The organism is Halolactibacillus sp. JCM 19043 (assembly GCF_001310395.1).
GTDB classification, from domain to species: Bacteria; Bacillota; Bacilli; order Bacillales; family Amphibacillaceae; genus Halolactibacillus; species Halolactibacillus miurensis.
Map to the genome: position 1 here is coordinate 12,287 of NZ_BAXD01000027.1, position 16,973 is coordinate 29,259.

Genomic DNA, 16,973 nt, shown 5'->3' on the forward strand with positions numbered 1-16,973 from the left:
ATTCCCGTAAAGATAATGATAAAATAACTTATGAGTTTCACATATATGGATAAATATATGTTAAGGAGGAAGATCATGCGTAAAAAGGTCTTATTGTTAGCGGCCTTAATTGGTTTAGTTTTATTATTGTCAGGGTGTGGAGATATTAACGCACCAATTACCGCAGAAAGTAATGGCATTTGGGATGAATACTTTGTGTATCCATTATCTTGGCTCATCACGTCAGCGGCAGATTTATTTGGAGGTAGTTTTGGTTGGGCCATCGTTGTTGTGACCCTTGTGATTCGTTCGGTTCTTGTTCCACTTAACGTGAAACAATTAAAGAGTTCAAAAGCGATGCAAGAGGTACAACCTGAGTTAAATAAAATAAAAGAAAAATACAGCTCAAAAGATGCACAGACACAACAAAAATTACAAGAAGAAACAATGAAGTTATTCAAAGAATACAATGTGAATCCAATGGCAGGGTGTTTACCGATGATTGTTCAAATGCCAATTTTAATTGGGTTATATCACGCAATTATGCGGACACCAGGATTACAAGATGGTAATTTCTTATGGTTTGAGTTATCAAACCCTGATCCATTTTATATTTTGCCGATTGTTGCAGCCGGTGCCACGTTCTTACAACAGAAGTTAACAATGGCCGGCACAAACATGACACAAAATGCAGGGAATCCACAAATGACGATGATGCTTTATATGATGCCGATCATGATTGGTGTCATGTCGATGTTCTTCCCAGCTGCCCTTGCGTTATACTGGGTTGTAGGTAACGTCTTTATGGTACTGCAAACGATCTTTATTCGTAAGCCATTCAAATTCCAGCAAACTTCGGGAGGAAATAACTAGTGAAACAGGTAACTGCTTCTGGACAAACAGTCAAAGATGCGGTCCAATCAGCGTTAGTGCAACTTAACACCACAGAGGACCACGTTGATATTGAAGTTATTGAAGAAGGTAAAAAAGGGATGTTAGGCTTGTTTGGATCAAAACGGGCGATTGTTAAAGTCACCGTTAAAGAAGATCCAGTTGAACAAGCGGCGATGTATTTAAAAGTGATGGCAGAAGCTTTCTCTAGTGATGTTGTCGTTTCAACGAAAGTCGATAATCATTCTGTCACATTTGAGTTATCAGGCGAGAAAATTGCGATGATTATTGGTAAACGCGGTCAAACGTTAAATGCTTTGCAGCATATTGTGCAAGTTATGTTAAATCGTCAATCAGAGACACGCTTCCGTGTGGTTGTTGATGCGGAAGATTATCGCTCACGACGTGCGGCAACCCTTGAACAATTAGCCCATCGTTTAGCTGATAAAGCATTAAAAACGAAAAAGCTCGTGACATTAGAACCGATGCATCATATGAACGTAAAGTCATTCATAGTGCACTGCAACACCAATCAGGTGTTGAAACATTCTCAGATGGACAAGAACCTAACCGTCACGTTGTGATTAAACCATTGAAAAAGTAAGCGAAATAAAGTTAGAGATATAAAGATATAAAAAAGAAGCCGAAGTGGCTTCTTTTTTTGTTATTTTTGATTGATAGGCCTTTGACTTCTTGCATAGCTTTTGTATTATTGACCTAAAAACCGTGTTGTTGTCCCTTAAAAGGCGGCGCGTCTCCACGATTAAACTCGTCGACACTCGGTCCTTCTAATTTTTTTAATGTCTTTACTCCAACGACATAACTACCAATCAACATCACAATCGTCATTGGTAGGCCGAGTAATGTATTAAAGAAGAAGTAGTTTGAAAATTGATCCATAAAGTAGAAATAGCTTTGAACGACAAGCCGAAATAAGAAATAACTTCCCCAGATGATGGTTGCATAACGATAAGCTGGGGTGACATCTGAACGTTTATACCAATCAAGTGGCCAACCGCGGGTTAAATGACTGAGTAGTGCGGCAATCGGTCGATGAATCAACAGTGACCCGAAACAGATCAGCACAATCCCGCCGGTTGTAATTAAGTCAGGTAAATAAAAATTAATCGCTTCTCCTGATAATAAGCTAAGGCCAATAGATAGTATGACGCCAACAACGCCAACATACGCATACTTGCCTGGGTCTTGTTTCACTTTCCGGTAGATAATTAAACCAATTAAATAAATAAAGGTGACGAGACTAGCGATTTCTAATGATAACCATTGGTTAACAAGGAAGAATAAGACCGGTGGAATAAGAGCATCACTTGTTTTCTTTTCAAATACAAGCTGGAGTTGTTCCTGCCATTCTTTTAGCCGTATCATACGATTTTATCCTTGTGGCCGTGAAAGACTATATCCCAGTCCCCATTAGACTCATAAAGTGCCTTTAAGATATAAATACAGCCGGTGAAAAAGCCGAGAATCATCATCGCAACAACCCACAGGACGATGCTAATTTTTGATGATTCACGGTATACGATCCATAACGAAAAGAGTACAAATCCCACATATAAATCAATGAGTGACATGACCCCCCACGGGTTTTCAAATAAAGCTCCTCCATCAACAAAAAAGTCACCATGAATAAAGCCATTCAATAAACCAGCCGTCATGGCTAGTAGGCTTAACCACGTAATTATTTTTGCATAGCGCATATCAGAATCCTCCTCTAGTCAAATCTATACCTTCTGTATACCCCAAAAGCATATGACTTGCACGTCATTTTAAAAAAAAGTCTCTCAACCATAGTAATAGTTGAGAGATAGTTGCTTACTTTGCGATTTCTTTTAGTGTGTCGGTCTGAAAGAGAGCTTTTAATTCAACGATATCTTCTCGTAAACCTTTCAGTGAAGCTATCTCTTGATCAAGAGATGTTTTCGTTGAGACTATATGAGTCGTTGCTTCTTCTGACTTATACGTCGCGTCATTCATTGCAGAGGTAATCTCTTCACTGGATGCTTGTACATTTGTTGCTTTATCAGCCACATTATTTATCGTTGTGACGGTTTTTTTAATGTGGTCGGTAAAGAAAGCAAAGTCTTCATTGATGCGTAATATCTTTTCAGACTCATCATCAATGGTACTCGCTTGTTGATCGGTTTGTTCAGTGAAGGCGGTCACGTTCGTTAAGATTTGTTGAACGGTATCATTGACACTTGATGTTGCGTCAACTGAACGTTCAGCCAGCTTTCTCACTTCATCTGCTACAATCGTAAAGCCTTTTCCATGTTCACCAGCACGTGCTGCTTCAATCGATGCGTTTAAGGCAAGTAAATTCGTTTGTTCGGCAATATCATTAATTAAGGTGACGATATCTTGAATACGTTCAATCTCTGTCGTTAAGCTATGAACGAGTGTCTTTGTTTCACTGGCTTCTGTCGCAATCTTTCGCATCGCTTTTGAAGAAGCCGTTACTTGTTTGGTCCCTGTTGTTGTTTTTGCTTCCATCGCATTAAAATCAGCCGTTAATTCAAGCAAAGTTTGAGTAATCTCGTTAAAATGTTGTTTCATTTCATCTGTTAAGGCGGTTGTTTCTTCAAATGTTGACAGTTGGTCTGTCGTTGTCTCAGATACTTGATCAAATGATTGTCCGAGTAATTCAATATCGGCTGTTAATGTATCAAGTTTACTGGCTAAATGTGTTGTCTTTGTTTCAATTTGTTCGATTTCCGTTTGTTTATTTTGTTCATTTTGATCGATTTCATGAAATAAATGATTTAAACGATCAGCTAGGCGACCAATCTCATTAAAGTTTTTCGAACGAATCCGAATATCACGTTCACCCTGTTCAAATTGATAAATTTTCTTCTCCATATGACGAATGGGGCGGATGATGTAATAGTTTAAAAAAACCGCAATAAGAATAGTGGCTAGAATGATGTTCATAAAGTTGGTTAAGAACGTTCCGACAATCCCTAAATTGATGCCAGTCATTTCAATTAAATAAAGCACGAAGCTCGATAGCGTCGCATTAATTAGTAAGACGGTAATGAGTATCAGTACCGCATGTGTTTTCACGCTTTTCCATAAGGCTATTTTTTTGTAAGACATAAGTGGTTCCTCCGGTATGTATAATTTTTGTACAAGCTTAATCCTGCCCGATTATAACACAAAAATCAAGTTATATAGCCTAAGGCATATAAAATCATTGATTGTTTAATCGTATAGTCATCGTAGAGGAAAGAATGAACTTTCTTTTAGCACTCTTTTTGATTTTTCACATCGAAATGTTGTGAACGTTACGATATAAGTCCCCTTAATCAAGTCAAGGTTTAGTATGATTAACATAAATGACTGTTACATTTTGTTTGGGCTGGGGTGAATGAAAGGAGTGAGTGGATGAAACATGCGCAGCAATTAACACATTTTTTTGTTTCTATTGGTGGTTTTCATGAAGGTTTTTTCGAATTAACGCTAGATTTTAATACAAGGGAATTATCATATAGTCATCAGCGAAAGATGGAAGAACCTTGTCTCAGTATACTAGAAGAAACGACAATCACAAAGCTGTTAGAGGACTTAGAACATCTTCGGATTAAGCTGTGGGACACTAACTATAATGCACCGAATGTATTAGATGGGACGAGTTGGGAAGTTATCTTAACGTTTGAGACATATAAACGTAAAAAAAATGGCCATCAAGAATTTCCTGAAGAGTGGACTGATTTTACTAAGTGCCTCATTGAATTAATCAATGATGACAGAATAACAACACTATAAAGATGCATCATTAGTCACCCGGCTAGTCGTATGTATCGGCAACCATTTAGCAAGATCAAGTGCATAATTTGGATGCGTGATGTATAATAATTCCGTAGTTAAATTTTCATTATATTTTGTGTTTTTCAGGTTATTAAGTGTCATAGGTCATAAATGATTTGTTAAATGGGGACTTTAGTATGATGCGTTTAAAAAACAAACATAACTATCTGTGGATAAGTATAGTGCTGACAGCACTGTATTTAGTGTGGAATCTGATGTTTAGTAATAGTGATAACATGAGAACGACTGGAGGAAATATTTTATCGCTTGTTAGTATGATGCTAGCGTTTATCTGGCTATGGCCGGCTGTTAAACTTCGCAGTGACGATCGAGGCTTATGGTGTTGGTTATTATTTGGAACCGGTAGCATATTACTTGCCGAAGTAATTTGGTTTACTTATGAAACAATCTTAGGACAAGCAGTGCCGTACCCCGGTTTACCAGATGTCTTTTACTTACTGCAACTGTTTGGGTATTTAATGGCAGTAGGCTATAAAGTCGTTCATCCGGAACGGAAGTATAGTTTTGTGAAGTTTATGTTGGATTTGTTAATTATTATGGTTGTGACCATCAGTCTTTCGTGGTATTACATCATTGAACCGCTCGTGATTGACGGGGACATGCGACTATTTGAAATTGTTGTCTCTGTCATCTATCCCGTTGGAGATTTGTTGCTTCTTTTTGGTTTAGTAATGATTTTTTATATGTCAGCTTATGTTTACGCCAATAAGGCGCTTCGTTTAATGTTGTTTGGTGTCGTGATTCAAATTATCGCTGACATCAGTTATCTAGTCATGACCATCCATTTTGACTATCAGTCTAACAATTGGATTGATCCTTTCTTTAGCTTGGCGGTGATGCTGATTGCGGCAAGTTTCTATTTTAGAGATGAGGAGGAAATGACGCGTGCTCATCATCCAGTTAAAAGACGCGCGCGTCACTATATCTTACCTTATGTTAATGTGTTTTTGCTTATTGTGTTGTTAGTGGTTGATGAACGACAAGATACCGTGTTATTAATTGGTGCGATCGTCACATTTATTCTTGTGATTGTTCGTCAAGTCTTTGTTATTTTAGAAAATCATTATCTCGTACAAGCATACGAGAAGAAAGCGTTGGACTTAGCTATTAGCGAACAACGGTATAAGTCTTTATTTGATTATCATCCTGATGCGGTATTCTCTATTGATTCAGACGGCTATTTTACGAGTGTTAATGACGTCACGTGCGAATGGTTTCAGCAACCTAAAGCCCGTTTAGTTGGACGATATAGTCTTGATGTTTTGTTGACGTCTGATCGGGAGCAGTTAATCACTGATCGCGATGCCTTTTATCAAGGTGAAACAAAGCAGTATCAAGTGACACTGGATGTAAGCGACAAACAAAGGGTGCTTCATCTAACCGTTATTCCTATTTTAGTTGAAGGTATTTTTACAGGGATGTTTGGTATTGGTAAAGACATTACCGCGGACGTATTAAAACAAAATCAAGTAAGGAAGCTCGCTTACTACGACAGCTTAACAGGTTTAAAAAATCGAACAGCTTTCCGTTATGATTTAACTAAACGAATCAAGGAAGACACGTATCCGTGTTATATTGGGTTTCTTGATTTAGATAATTTTAAAGCTATCAATGATTCACTCGGTCATCAGGTTGGTGATGCATTATTAATAGAAATTGCCACGCGTATAAAGACAACCATTAGAGCATGTGATAGTGACGCAGTCATTGCCAGACTTGGTGGCGATGAGTTTACCTTTATCATATCAGGACAGTCAGATCAGCTGATCGAGCACTTGCTTAAACAGATTGTGGCGCTTGTTGAAACGCCAGTCACATTTGGAGATACGACGATTTTCACATCACCTTCTATCGGTGTCAGTCATTATCCAAGTGATGCCACTTCACTTGAATTATTGATGAAACAGGCGGACGAAGCGATGTATCTAGTAAAAACAAACGGCAAATGTGGTTATCGGTTTTTCAATGATAAGCGTTGTGGATAACATCTCTAATATTTTTAAACTATCCCCTTGTGCACAACTTTAAAAGATACTTAATTCATATAGCCATATACTTATCCACAGTGGATAATATATGGCTATTCTTTTTTGTTTATTTATGATATTCTAATTAGTTAGTAATACGTGTTGACTAAGACATAATATAAGAGGTTTAAATAGATATAAGGGTAAGATAAAGAAAAAGTGAGGTGTTGTGAAATGATGGAATTAGATACAATTGCGGCGATTTCGACGCCACTCGGTGAGGGAGCGATTGCGATTGTGCGCTTAAGTGGGGATGAAGCTCTTACGATTGCGAATAAAATGTACCGCGGAAAAGATTTAACAACAGTCGATTCCCATACGATTCACTATGGCCGGATCGTCGAACCAGATACCGAGGAAATGATTGAAGAGGTTATGGTGAGTGTCATGCGAGAGCCAAAAACGTTCACCAGAGAAGATGTGGTTGAAATCAACTGTCACGGTGGCTTAGCCTCAGTGAACCGGTTATTAGAATTAGCGCTCTACCACGGAGCCAGACTCGCAGAGCCGGGTGAATTCACCAAGCGTGCCTTTCTTAATGGTCGGATTGATTTATCACAAGCAGAAGCGGTGATGGATTTAATTCGTGCCAAAACAGATAAAGCGATGCATGTGGCCGTTAGACAGCTTGATGGTAAGTTATCAAAATTAATTACCCGATTGCGCCAACAATTAATTGAAACAGTTGCCCATGTGGAAGTTAATATTGATTACCCAGAGTATGATGATGTAGAAGAAATGACGTTAAATTTATTAAAAGAACGAATTGCGCTCGTTTCTGACGAGATTATAAAATTGTTGGCAATGGCCAAACAAGGAAAGATTTTACGAGAAGGTATTTCCACGGCGATTATCGGTCGTCCAAACGTCGGAAAATCATCGCTAATGAATGCACTCGTGCAAGAAAATAAAGCCATTGTCACCGATATTCCGGGGACAACACGTGACATTATTGAAGAGTACGTCAATGTGCGCGGGGTACCACTTAAATTAGTTGATACGGCTGGTATTCGTGAAACAGAAGATTTAGTTGAAAAAATTGGTGTAGAGCGTTCACGCCAAGTATTAAATGAAGCGGATCTTATTTTGCTCGTTTTAAACAATAATGATGTCTTAACCGATGAGGACCGACAGTTATTAGAAATCGTGCGGGATATGGAAGTGATCGTTCTCATTAATAAAACCGATTTAGAGGCAACGCTTGACCATGATGAAGTGAAACGCCTTATTGATGGGAAACCAGTGGTGACGACATCACTTATTGAAGAAGCCGGTATTGATCAGTTAGAACAAGCGATTGCAGATACGTTCTTTACGGGTGGCATTGAATCAAGTGATTTGAGTTATGTGTCAAATGCTCGTCATATTCAGTTGTTGAATCAGGCAAAACAGAGTTTAAGCGAAGCCGATATGGCAATTGATAGCGAGATGCCACTTGATTTAATCCAAATTGATGTCACACGCGCATGGGAATTACTTGGTGAGATTATTGGGGATACGTTCAAGATAGTTTAATTGATCAGTTGTTCTCACAATTCTGTTTAGGAAAGTAACAAAACAAAGGAGATAAAGATAAACATGTATAATGCAGGTCATTATGACGTTATTGTAGTTGGTGCTGGGCATGCGGGGGTTGAGGCCGCTCATGCGGCTGTTAAGCGCGGAGCCAAAACATTAATGTTGTCACTTAATTTAGATATGATTGCTTTTATGCCATGTAACCCATCGATTGGAGGACCCGCCAAAGGGGTGGTTGTCCGGGAAATTGATGCGTTAGGTGGGTTAATGGGAAAAGTGATTGATAAAACATATATTCAAATGCGCATGTTAAATACAGGTAAAGGACCTGCGGTGCGTGCGCTAAGAGCACAGGCGGATAAACCGCTATATATTCAAGAGATGAAATACCAATTAGAACAGTTAGATAATTTAACGATGCGACAAGCTATGGTAGAAGAATTGATTGTCGAAGACGGTGAAGTAAAAGGTGTTTTAACTGAGACAAAAGCAGCATATTACGCAAAATCGGTGATTATTACGACCGGTACGTTTATGCGCGGGAGAGTCATCATTGGAGATGTGTCGTATGAATCAGGTCCTAATAACCAACGTGCCTCAATCAAGCTGGCGGAAAACTTAGAATCACTCGGTTTTGATATTGTGCGGTTTAAAACTGGTACGCCACCGCGGGTTAATTCACGCTCGATTGATTATAGTAAAACAGAAATTCAACCGGGGGACGACAATCCACGTCATTTCTCTTATGAGACGACAGAAATGATTGTTGATCAAATACCTTGTTGGCTGACGTACACAACGGAAGAAACCCATGAAATTATCAACGAGAACTTGGGCTTATCAGCGATGTATTCTGGTATGATTAAAGGAACAGGACCACGCTACTGTCCATCGATTGAAGATAAAGTTGTTAGATTCCATGATAAACCACGTCATCAGATTTTCTTAGAGCCTGAAGGTCGTGACACAGAAGAAGTTTACGTCCAAGGATTCTCAACATCACTACCAGAATTTGTGCAACATAAAATGTTGCGTTCAATACCGGGCTTAGAAGAAGCAGAAATTATGCGTTCGGGTTATGCGATTGAGTATGATGCGGTTGTCCCAACCCAACTATGGCCAACTTTAGAAGTAAAAAGCATTTCTGGATTATATACGGCGGGTCAAATTAACGGGACATCAGGTTATGAAGAAGCGGCAGGTCAAGGATTAATGGCGGGTATTAACGCAGCGGCTCATGCTCTATCATTAGAGACGTTGATTTTAGACCGCTCACAAGCCTATATTGGCGTCTTAATTGATGACTTAGTCACTAAAGGGACAAATGAACCTTACCGGTTACTCACGTCACGTGCAGAATATCGTCTACTGTTGCGTCACGACAATGCTGATTTACGTTTGACTAAATTAGGTCATGACTTAGGCTTAATAAGCAACGAACGTTACGAATCATTTGAACAAAAACTTGCGGCAATTGAAGACGAGCAAAAACGCCTTAGTAAAATTGTCATCAAACCGAACGACGAGCTTAATGCTATTCTTCAAGAAATTGGTGAAACAGACTTAAAAGAACCGTTAAAAGCACTCGAATTAATGAAACGTCCAAAAGTTACCTATGATGTCATCGAGAGAATCTTGAGGAAGACAGTTCTCTGGATATTGACGTGAAAGAACAAGTTGAAATTCAAGTGAAATATGAAGGCTATATTACAAAATCACGTCAACAGGTGGATCGGATGAAGAAGATGGAGAACAAAGTGATTCCTGAAGATATTGACTACAGCGCCATTAGTGGTTTAGCGACGGAAGCACGACAAAAACTTGAAAAAGTTCGTCCGTTGTCCGTTGGACAAGCGTCACGTATCTCAGGAGTTAATCCAGCCGATGTTTCGATTTTACTTGTCTATATCGAACAAGGTCAGATCAAACGTCTCTCTGAAGACGAGCGTTAAGTGAAATAACTGTCACATAAACAGGAAGAAAGGAACGTTTTATGACTATTACAGAGTTTGTTGAGCGATTAAAACAAGAAGGTATCAACTTGTCTGAACGTCAAATTGAACAATTTGATATATATTTTAAGACGCTCGTTGAATGGAACGAGAAAATTAATTTAACGGCAATTACAGAAGAAACAGAAGTGTATTTAAAGCATTTCTATGATTCAATTACGGCTAGTTTTATGTTGATTTCACACAAGAATTAAATATTTGTGATGTGGGTGCGGGCGCAGGTTTCCCTAGTATTCCGTTAAAAATTTGTTTCCCACAGTTAAAAATAACGATTGTGGACTCACTTAAAAAGCGGATCACTTTCCTTAATCACTTAGCCGCAGCTTTAGAGCTAACAGAAGTGGCGTTTTATCATGATCGGGCAGAATTATTCGGTCGAAATAAACAATTTAGACATCAGTTTGATTTAGTGCTCGCAAGAGCCGTAGCAAAAACATCTGTTTTAAGTGAACTGTGCTTACCACTTGTAAAAACAGGGGGGCAGTTTATTGCGATGAAAGGCCCAAATGCTGAAGTAGAACTTAAAGAAGCTAAAAATGCGATTGAGTTACTCGGCGGGGAACTGGACAGTATTTTCACCTTTGATTTACCAGAAGATCAAGGTGAACGTAATATTGTGAGAATCGTTAAACGTCGTCAAACACCGAAGCAATATCCAAGAAAACCAGGAACACCAAACAAATCCCCATTAGCTTAATGGGGATTTTGTCATGACACGATAAGATATTCGATATTTTTTCAATGATTATCGCATATTTTTATCTGATTATATGATAGAATAGTAGAAGTATGGATAGCCTTAAGGATCCGAATAAAAGAAACAGAGAATGTTTCACGTGAAACATTCATTAAAAATAGTAGAATCGGTAAGACGGAAGAAAAGGTGGTGTATAGTATGTTACCTCCATTTGGTCGCATATTTGGTATGGGTGAAAAAGAGCAAACGAGGGAAGAAGAGGTCGACGCAATTGAAGAAACTATTGAGGAGACAATTAATCCGGATGAAGTGATGCAACTTCCACTAGCAGAAATTACTCCGAACCGTTATCAACCGCGCTCAATATTCAACGAAGAGAAAATTGCTGAATTGGCTCAAACCATTCATACTCATGGTATGATTCAGCCGATTGTCGTAAGACAAATCGATGATCATGAAAAACAATACGAAATTATTGCAGGTGAGCGCCGTTTTAGAGCGGTCAGTTCTTTAGAATGGGAAACAATCCCTGCGATCATTCGTGAGATGAATGACAAAGAAACCGCCTCTGTCGCTCTAATTGAAAACTTACAGCGAGAAGAGTTAACGGTCATTGAAGAAGCACAAGCCTATCAGCGCTTACTAGACTTACATCAGCTCACGCAAGAAGCACTTGCCCAGCGATTAGGTAAGAGTCAGTCGACGATTGCGAACAAGTTAAGGTTACTGAAGTTACCGGAAGCTGTTCATCAAGCGATTACGGATAAATTAATCACCGAACGACACGCTAGAGCATTGATCCGTTTAAAAGATGATGATCAAAAAGTGAAGTTACTGGCAGACATCATTGAAAAAGGTCTCAATGTTAAACAGACTGAAGAACGGATTAAAAATCAGCTTGAACCAAAAGAAAAACCTAAAAAGCCGCGATTTAAAGGGGTTAGTAAAGATGTGCGTATTGCGATGAATACGATTCGTCAATCACTGACCATGGTCTCGGATACAGGTGTTAATCTGGAAACAGATGAACAAGATTTAGATGACTATTATCAAATCACGATAAAAATACCAAAAAAACATTAATACCAGTGTTTCATTCACCTAGAAAACAGCAATCATGACTTCATGGTTGCTGTTTTTATCCTAAATTAGATTCTTAGACCATTTTAAGAAGAAAGGGAGGATAGAGCATGGCAACGTGTCAAAAGTGTCATACCCGTTGGAAATGTAGACATGTCTTTATTCGGACGTTTAAACTTACACCACATATAAAATGCCCATATTGTAAACATGAGCAGTGCTGGCATGAACGGACGTAAAAAAGAAATCGCAAGCTCTTATTATTAAGTTATTCACCAGCTCTACTAGGTGTCTTTGGTTTTATATCAGCAGAACAGGTATTGTTTTCGGTTATGATCCTAGGGATTATTACTATCTTAGTAAGTCCCTTATATTATGAAACATCATGTACACCGACCCGTGATATGAAGCTATGGATGAACAAAAAATCATAATTTTAGTATAAGCGGACCTCCTGACATAATAGGCGGTCTTTTTGCATGAATTAAAAGTTCAAATCACCTTTGGCAAGTGTTCATATTTACAAAAATCAAGAGATAATATTAATAAACACCGCTTCTAATGACAATTTTTATAAAAATTTTAGCTAAATATGTTTGAATCTGTTTTTTGGCGCTGTATAATTTTTAAAATAGTGATAGAATAGAAAAGAAGTTCTAAAATTAGAGGTGAGTGTTACCATGGGAAAAGTAATCGCCGTAGCCAATCAAAAAGGCGGCGTAGGGAAAACTACATCATCAGTGAATCTAAGCGCATGCTTAGCTTATTATGGCCACAAGACGCTCCTTGTCGATATTGACCCACAAGGTAACGCTACAAGTGGGCTAGGCGTTAATAAAGCCGACGTCGACCAGTGTATTTATGATGTGCTTGTCGAAGACTTAGAAGCAAAAGATGTTGTGATACCTACAAATGTAGAAAACTTAGATATTGTACCAGCTACGATTCAACTGGCGGGTGCTGAAATTGAGCTTGTACCAACAATTTCACGAGAACAAAGACTTAAAAAAGCGTTAGCTTCAGCTGTTCCAAACTATGACTATATTATTATTGATTGCCCACCATCACTTGGCTTGTTGACACTCAATGCGTTGACAGCATCAGATAGTGTGATTATCCCTGTACAGTGTGAATATTATGCACTTGAAGGACTGAGTCAATTACTAAATACTGTACGATTAGTTCAAAAGCATTTAAATAAATCGCTTCAAATTGAAGGTGTCCTATTAACAATGCTTGATGCACGAACGAATTTAGGTTTACAAGTCATTGAGGAAGTGAAAAAGTATTTCCAGGATAAAGTTTATCAAACAATCATTCCTCGGAATGTTCGTTTAGGAGAAGCACCAAGTCACGGACAGCCGATTATTACATATGATCCGAAGTCACGTGGTGCGGAAGTGTATCTTGAATTAGCGAAGGAAGTGATGTCAAATGGCTAGAGGACTAGGTAAAGGCATTAATGCGTTCTTTCCGGAATTAAATGAAAATGAAGATGTGCGAGAGGGACAAGTCGTTGAGGTAGAACTGACAAAGTGTCGCCCCAATCCATATCAACCACGTAAGACGTTTCAAGTTGAAGCTATTGAGGAACTTAAGCAATCGATTTTAACTTATGGTATTATTCAGCCATTGTTAGTGAGAGAATCTGTTAAAGGATTTGAAATTATTGCTGGTGAACGTCGTTACCGGGCGGCAAAAGAGGCAGGACTAGAGACGGTACCTGTTATTATTAAAGATATGGATGACCAACGAATGATGGAGCTTGCTTTGTTAGAGAATTTACAACGCGAGAACTTAACACCAATTGAAGAAGCACAGGCTTATGTGAACTTAATGAAGTCACATAATTTAACTCAAGAAGATTTAGCCCAAAAGTTAGGCAAGAGTCGTCCACACATTGCTAACTTGGTGAGGTTGTTACAACTTCCAGCGCAAGTAACGGCGATGATTAATAACGGTGAATTGTCTATGGGGCATGGTCGGGCGTTACTTGGATTAAAAGATAAAGACACGCTGGATAAAGTTATTAAAAAGATAACTTCGGAGAAGTTAAATGTCCGTCAGGTTGAGCAGTTAATTCAATCACTTAATGAAGTTAAAGAGACGAAGAAGAAGATCAAACCTAAAAAAGATATCTTTGTAGCAGAGCAAGAAAGATTATTACGTCAACGATTTGGAACAAGTGTTAAGATTAATCAAGGTAAGAAAAAAGGTAAGATTGAGATAGAATACTATAACAATAAGGATTTAGAGCGGATCATTGAGTTATTGAATGATTAAATGAGAATGTCTGGCTTACCAATGAGGTAAGCGAGGCATTTTCTTTACGATTGTTTCACGTGAAACAATCGTAAAGAAAATGAATGAAAAATAAAATAGCCGCCAATGTTTCACGTGAAACATTGGCATAGGAAGGTAGGTGGCTCATGGCTTTAACAGGTACACTTATTAATGGATTGACGATTATTGTAGGTACCGTTATTGGTTTGTTTCTACAGAATATTGAAGAAAAATATAAAGAAACAGCACTTAATGCGGTTGGTTTAGCGGTCATTTTAATTGGCTTTCAAATGGCTTTCGAGGTCAATCAGTTAATTATTGTGATTATAAGTTTAATGTTTGGAGGTATTTTAGGCGAAGTCTTTAAGTTAGAAGACCGCCTCAATCAATTCGGTGATCGTGTCGGACAACTTATCAGTAAAAAGTCTGTTGATCAGCGCATATCTCAAGGATTTATTACCGCAAGTTTGATCTTTGTGATTGGTGCTATGGGTATTGTCGGCGCACTCGACAGTGGCTTACGCTATGATCATAGTATTTTGTACACGAAATCAATTCTGGATGGTTTTACATCGATGATTTTAACGACAACATTAGGGATTGGCGTAGGGTTATCGGTATTCCCTGTGATCATTTATCAAGGCGCGATTGCGTTACTTGCCGTTGTTATTTATCGTTATGTACCAGAAACTTTCTTAGATTTATGGATTGTAGATGTGACAGCGACAGGTGGGCTGATGATTGCTGCGATCGGGTTTAATATGTTAGGGATGACAAAGATTCGTATTGCGAACTTGATACCTGCACTTCTTATTGTCACCGTCTTACTCATTGGCTATCAATTCATCAGTTAATCAATTAATATAGCTAGCCTAAACAACCAGTCTAATGGTAGAATGATAAAGGTGAAAAGGAGGCGTTGTTAGTGGCAAAACCAATCTATCATTTACATGACATTGTCGAAATGAAAAAACCACATCCTTGCGGAGAGAACCGCTGGGAAATCATTCGTTTGGGTATGGATATTCGAATTAAATGTACGGGTTGTGATCACAGCGTCATGATTCCACGGAAAAAGTTCGAATCAAAATTAAAAAAAGTATTAGTTTCTCACGCCCCAGAAGAAACGACACACTAAATGTTCACGTGAAACATTTAGTGTGCATGGATCAAGCGTCGACTCTTATCATGATATTAACGAAGTTTATAACTGTTTTTAAAAAATAGACAAAATAGTCACTACATTTAATCTAAAAAACGAATCAAAACGCCTATATAGCTTTAAAACGCAAGTTTTATTCAGTTATCTAACTTGCGTTTTAAACATGCCCTCACTATAATGAGGACAGTAACGTTACTTGTAGTGGCAAACCCTTAAGGAGTGGAAAAGAAATATGGCATTAACAGCAGGTATTGTTGGGTTACCTAACGTGGGTAAATCAACATTATTTAACGCAATTACACAAGCAGGTGCAGAATCAGCAAACTATCCATTCTGTACAATCGATCCAAACGTTGGGATTGTAGAAGTACCCGACGAACGTTTAAACAAATTAACAGAGCTCGTGAAACCGAAAAAAACAGTTCCAACAGCCTTTGAATTCACAGATATCGCCGGGATTGTAAAAGGTGCGAGTAAAGGGGAAGGTCTAGGTAACCAATTCCTTTCACATATTCGTCAAGTCGATGCGATTTGTCACGTTGTGCGTTGTTTTGAAGATGAAAATATCACACACGTATCAGGTACTGTTGATCCTATCTCAGATATTGAGACAATTAACCTCGAATTAATCCTTGCGGATTTAGAAACGGTAACAAAACGTTTCCAACGCGTGGAAAAATTAGCGCGTCAAAAAGATAAGGATGCTTTAGTAGAATTTGATATCCTTACAAAGCTAAAAGACGCATTTGAAAACGAAAAACCTGCGCGGTCAGTAGAGTTTACTGATGAGCAACTAAAGACTGTTAAAGGACTCCATTTACTTACTCAAAAGCCTATCCTCTATGTGGCAAACGTAGGTGAAGATGAATTACTTGATGCGGATGAAAATCCGTATGTCAAACAAGTAAAAGCATTCGCGGCAACAGATGCTGCCGAAGTAATTATCATTAGTGCTAAAGTAGAATCAGAAATCGCCGAATTAGATGGCGAGGAAAAAGACATGTTCCTTGAAGAATTAGGTATTCCAGAGTCTGGTTTAGATCAATTGATTAAAGCGACTTATTCATTGCTTGGTCTGGCAACTTATTTCACTGCTGGTGAACAAGAAGTGCGTGCGTGGACGTTTGTGAAAGGTATTAAAGCGCCACAAGCGGCCGGTATTATCCATACGGACTTTGAACGTGGATTCATTCGTGCGGAAACAGTCTCTTACGATGATCTCGTTGATGCTGGTTCAATGGCTGTAGCGAAAGAACGCGGAAAAGTACGTTTGGAAGGTAAAGAATATATCGTAAAAGATGGCGACGTTATTCACTTCCGTTTTAACGTATAATTAAATAATTTAAGAGAAGTTTCGATAATCTCTTGAAAATACAATGGTTATTTGGTATAATACTTGATTGTGAGTAATGAAAAATTATTACTCCTTGCTCTTTAGCAAACTAAGGAGCCGTTAAGACCAAAAGGAGGTGTATACG

The 16,973-nt window shown here is 38.5% G+C and carries 12 protein-coding genes and 4 pseudogenes; 13 read left to right on the top strand and 3 right to left on the bottom strand.

The features are described from left to right. Positions 1–75 precede the first annotated feature (75 nt). Both spoIIIJ and jag read left to right on the top strand, forming a co-directional pair. Positions 76–852 carry a YidC family membrane integrase SpoIIIJ gene (spoIIIJ, locus tag JCM19043_RS11965; RefSeq protein WP_062322793.1) on the top strand — a complete coding sequence of 259 codons (777 nt, stop codon included), beginning with the start codon at positions 76–78 and terminating at the stop codon, positions 850–852. Beyond that, positions 852–1,474: pseudogene (jag, locus tag JCM19043_RS11970) on the top strand (RNA-binding cell elongation regulator Jag/EloR). The gene spoIIIJ and the pseudogene jag overlap by 1 nt, the downstream one beginning before the upstream one ends. A 113-nt stretch (positions 1,475–1,587) precedes the next feature. Here the strand turns inward: jag and JCM19043_RS11975 are convergent. The 3 genes from JCM19043_RS11975 to JCM19043_RS11985 all read right to left on the bottom strand — a co-directional run bounded on the left by JCM19043_RS11975 (position 1,588) and on the right by JCM19043_RS11985 (position 3,984). Then, positions 1,588–2,256 carry a DUF3159 domain-containing protein gene (locus JCM19043_RS11975; RefSeq protein ID WP_062322795.1) on the bottom strand — a complete coding sequence of 223 codons (669 nt, stop codon included), beginning with the start codon at positions 2,254–2,256 and terminating at the stop codon, positions 1,588–1,590. Then, positions 2,253–2,588: a DUF1475 family protein gene (locus JCM19043_RS11980; protein ID WP_062322797.1), complete on the bottom strand. Its 336-nt coding sequence runs from the start codon at positions 2,586–2,588 to the stop codon at positions 2,253–2,255. Before JCM19043_RS11980 ends, JCM19043_RS11975 begins: the two co-directional genes overlap by 4 nt. Before the next feature lie 115 nt (positions 2,589–2,703). After that, complete coding sequence (locus JCM19043_RS11985) at positions 2,704–3,984, bottom strand: methyl-accepting chemotaxis protein (RefSeq protein ID WP_062322799.1); 1,281 nt, start codon at positions 3,982–3,984, stop codon at positions 2,704–2,706. A gap of 288 nt (positions 3,985–4,272) precedes the next feature. Here JCM19043_RS11985 and JCM19043_RS11990 point away from each other — a divergent pair, with 288 nt between their 5' ends. The 11 genes and pseudogenes from JCM19043_RS11990 (at position 4,273) to ychF (ending at position 16,828) form a co-directional block, all read left to right on the top strand. Next, the gene (locus tag JCM19043_RS11990; protein ID WP_062322802.1) at positions 4,273–4,653 is read left to right on the top strand and encodes a hypothetical protein; all 381 of its coding nucleotides are present in this window, start codon (positions 4,273–4,275) and stop codon (positions 4,651–4,653) included. 179 nt (positions 4,654–4,832) lie between these two features. Then, positions 4,833–6,701 carry a diguanylate cyclase domain-containing protein gene (locus tag JCM19043_RS11995; RefSeq protein WP_062322804.1) on the top strand — a complete coding sequence of 623 codons (1,869 nt, stop codon included), beginning with the start codon at positions 4,833–4,835 and terminating at the stop codon, positions 6,699–6,701. Between the two features lie 219 nt (positions 6,702–6,920). Further along, positions 6,921–8,296, top strand: a pseudogene (gene mnmE, locus JCM19043_RS12000) (tRNA uridine-5-carboxymethylaminomethyl(34) synthesis GTPase MnmE). 25 nt (positions 8,297–8,321) lie between these two features. Beyond that, positions 8,322–10,213 (top strand): annotated as a pseudogene (gene mnmG / locus JCM19043_RS12005) (tRNA uridine-5-carboxymethylaminomethyl(34) synthesis enzyme MnmG). Between the two features lie 41 nt (positions 10,214–10,254). Beyond that, a pseudogene (gene rsmG, locus JCM19043_RS12010) lies at positions 10,255–10,970 on the top strand (16S rRNA (guanine(527)-N(7))-methyltransferase RsmG). Between the two features lie 198 nt (positions 10,971–11,168). Next, entirely contained in the window at positions 11,169–12,053 is an 885-nt protein-coding gene (noc, locus tag JCM19043_RS12015; RefSeq protein WP_062322806.1) for a nucleoid occlusion protein, read from the top strand. A gap of 677 nt (positions 12,054–12,730) precedes the next feature. Beyond that, positions 12,731–13,492 (top strand): ParA family protein, encoded by a 762-nt coding sequence (locus tag JCM19043_RS12020; RefSeq protein WP_062322809.1) that lies wholly within the window; start codon positions 12,731–12,733, stop codon positions 13,490–13,492. Beyond that, complete coding sequence (locus JCM19043_RS12025) at positions 13,485–14,333, top strand: ParB/RepB/Spo0J family partition protein (protein ID WP_062322810.1); 849 nt, start codon at positions 13,485–13,487, stop codon at positions 14,331–14,333. Before JCM19043_RS12020 ends, JCM19043_RS12025 begins: the two co-directional genes overlap by 8 nt. Positions 14,334–14,479: 146 nt before the next feature. After that, positions 14,480–15,187: a DUF554 domain-containing protein gene (locus tag JCM19043_RS12030; RefSeq protein ID WP_062322812.1), complete on the top strand. Its 708-nt coding sequence runs from the start codon at positions 14,480–14,482 to the stop codon at positions 15,185–15,187. A 71-nt stretch (positions 15,188–15,258) separates the two neighbouring features. Continuing rightward, positions 15,259–15,471 (top strand): DUF951 domain-containing protein, encoded by a 213-nt coding sequence (locus JCM19043_RS12035; RefSeq protein ID WP_062322814.1) that lies wholly within the window; start codon positions 15,259–15,261, stop codon positions 15,469–15,471. 256 nt (positions 15,472–15,727) lie between these two features. Further along, entirely contained in the window at positions 15,728–16,828 is a 1,101-nt protein-coding gene (ychF, locus tag JCM19043_RS12040) for a redox-regulated ATPase YchF (RefSeq protein ID WP_062322816.1), read from the top strand. Positions 16,829–16,973: the final 145 nt, after the last annotated feature.